Origin of the sequence: Streptomyces sp. SID4985 (genome assembly GCF_009863025.1) — a bacterium.
In the GTDB taxonomy this organism is placed as follows: Bacteria; Actinomycetota; Actinomycetes; order Streptomycetales; family Streptomycetaceae; genus Streptomyces.
Genome location: NZ_WWIR01000116.1, coordinates 1 through 2,446, shown reverse-complemented (window position 1 = coordinate 2,446; position 2,446 = coordinate 1). Strand labels below are relative to the sequence as shown.

At 74.8% G+C, this 2,446-nt stretch carries 2 protein-coding genes and 1 pseudogene; all 3 read left to right on the top strand.

Features of this window, described 5'->3' with window-relative positions:
- Positions 1-544 (top strand): annotated as a pseudogene (locus tag GTW40_RS04785) (serine/threonine protein kinase); the annotation flags it as partial.
- A gap of 68 nt (positions 545-612) precedes the next feature.
- A complete protein-coding gene (locus tag GTW40_RS04780) occupies positions 613-1,467 on the top strand; it encodes a serine/threonine-protein kinase (protein WP_161178886.1) in 855 nt (284 codons plus the stop codon).
- Positions 1,468-1,592: 125 nt separating this feature from the next.
- The coding region (locus GTW40_RS04775) for an aldehyde dehydrogenase family protein (protein WP_161178885.1) at positions 1,593-2,446 on the top strand (854 nt) is incomplete at its 3' end.

Genomic DNA, 2,446 nt, shown 5'->3' with positions numbered 1-2,446 from the left:
GGGCGGCACCCCCGGCACCACGGCGACCCGCCCGCCGACCGGCGGCCCCAGCCCCTCGGGCACATCCGCGACCCCCACCACCCCGGCCGGTCCCGTCGCGCCCTCCGGCTACCGCACCGCCCGCGACCCGGCGGGGTTCTCCCTCGCCGTGCCCCTGGCCTTCACCCGCGAACGGCAGGGCGAGCGGGTCTTCTACTTCTCCGCCGGGGACGTCTTCCGGCTCGGCGTGAAGGTCGCCCGCCCCGAGACCGGCGGCCCCGCGGCCGTCCTCGACCGGGCCGCCGCCGACGGCGCCGACACCAACCCCGGCTACCGCGACGGCCGGGTCACCGAGACCACCCGCGCCGGACACCCCGCCGCCCTCTGGGAGTTCACCTGGAACGGCTTCAGCACCGCCGAGGGCGCCCGGCACACCTACGACCTGTGCTGGGAGGAGGACGGCCGGATGTACGACGTGTGGGTGTCGGCACCGGTCGGCAAGGTGCGCGAGGCGCGGGAGTACTTCGACGTGGCGGTCGGGACGTTCACGGTGACGGCGCGCTGAGTCCGGATCGTCGTCCGGGAACGTCCGACCCTTCGACAAGGACGGGGTGCGCGCGGTACTCATGTGGCATGAGTGAAGACGGTGAACTCCCGTACGGCGGACGGCTGATCGGCGGACGCTACCGGCTCGTCGCCCGTATCGGCTCCGGCCCGACCGGCACCGTCTGGCGTGCGCGGGACGAGCGGGACGGGGGCGAGGTCGCCGTCAAGGAGCCCTCGTTGCCCGGGAGTCCGGCCGATGACGAGGAGAGCGCCCGGATCGCGCACCGGCTCCACCGCGAGGCGCGTGCCGCGGCCCGGGTGCGGCACCCCGGCGCGCTGACGCCGCGCGAGGTGGTCACCGAGGACGGACTGCCCTGGATCGTCATGGAGTTGGTCCAAGGCGAGTCGCTGAGTGAGGTCGTGCGGCGCGGTCCGCTGCCGTACGCCGAGGCCGCGCGGGTCGGGCTGGCCGTGCTCGCCGCGCTGCGGGCCGCGCACGCGGTCGGCATCGTGCACCGGGACATCAAGCCCGCCAACGTGCTGGTCGAGTCCGGCACCGGGCGGGTCCTCGTCACCGACTTCGGTATCGGGGACGGACACGCGGAGGCGGCTCCGGCCGGTTTCGTCGCCCCGGAACGCGCTTCGGGGCCCGGTGCGGGCCCCGCCTCCGATCTGTGGTCCCTCGGTGCCCTGCTCGCCCTGGCGGTCGAGGGCGGCGACCCGGGCCCGCTCGCCCCGCTCCTGGACCGCCTGCGCTTCCCGTCCCCGGCGGCGCGTCCGACGGCGGACGAGGTGGCGGCGGCGCTGGAGGCGTGCCGGGCGGGCGGGTCCGATGCGGTCGCCGGTGCCGGTGGTGTCGCCGCTGCCGTGCTCGGGGACCGTCCCGCCGTGCCCGCGCCTGCCGAATCCGCCCCCGCCCTCGTTTCCGACGCGGCCCGCTGATCCGCGCCGACAACGCCCTGATCAGCGCGTTTGTCGCCAGTGATCACTGGCGCGATGTGTGCGGCTGGTGAAAGGGCATTACCGACGGGTACACAAAGCGTCCGGCCCGGCATACCCTGCGGCTCATGACGGACTCGCAGGCCCCGGAAACCACCGGCACCAACCCGCTCGCCCCGGCCCCCGAAGGCGTCCGCACCGCCGCCGACGTGGTCACCCCGGAGCTGGTGGCCCAGCTGACCAAGGGCGTGACCGGCTCGGGCCGTACCGCCAACCACTCCCCCTTCACCGGCGAGAAGCTGGCCGATCTGCCCGAGTCCACGCCCGAGGACGTGCTCAAGGCGTTCCAGGCGGCCCGCGCGGCGCAGGCCGTCTGGGAGCGGGTCCCGGTGCGCGAGCGCGCGGCCGTGCTGCTCCGCTTCCACGACCTGCTCCTGGAGCGCCAGTCCGAGGTGCTCGACCTCGTCCAGCTGGAGACCGGCAAGGCCCGGCTGCACGCGCACGAGGAGGTGCAGGCCGTCGCCGTCGCGGCCCGCCACTACGGCCGCAGGGCGCCCGCCTACCTCCGCCCGAAGCGGCACACCGGTGCCGTCCCCGTGCTGACCAAGGTCACCGAACTCCGGCAGCCGCGTGGGGTGGTGGGGCAGATCGCGCCCTGGAACTACCCCCTTGAGCTGTCGGTCGGCGACGCGCTGCCCGCCTTCGTCACGGGCAACGCGGTCGTGATGAAGCCCGACACCGAGACCTGCCTGACCGCCCTGTGGGCCCGCGACCTGCTCATCGAGGCCGGGCTGCCCGCCGAGGTCTTCCAGGTCGTGCTCGGCGAAGGCCCGGTCGTGGGGCCCGAGTTGGTCAGGCACGCCGACTACGTCTCCTTCACCGGCTCCACCCGCACCGGCCGCGAGGTCGCCCAGGGAGCCGCTGCCCGCCTGGTCGGCGTCTCCCTCGAACTCGGCGGCAAGAACGCGATGTTGGTCCTGGA

Bases quoted from the DNA above. Each gene is read 5' to 3' on its own strand.
- GTW40_RS04780 (WP_161178886.1), top strand. From the start codon at position 613: ATGAGTGAAGACGGTGAACTCCCGTACGGCGGACGGCTGATCGGCGGA.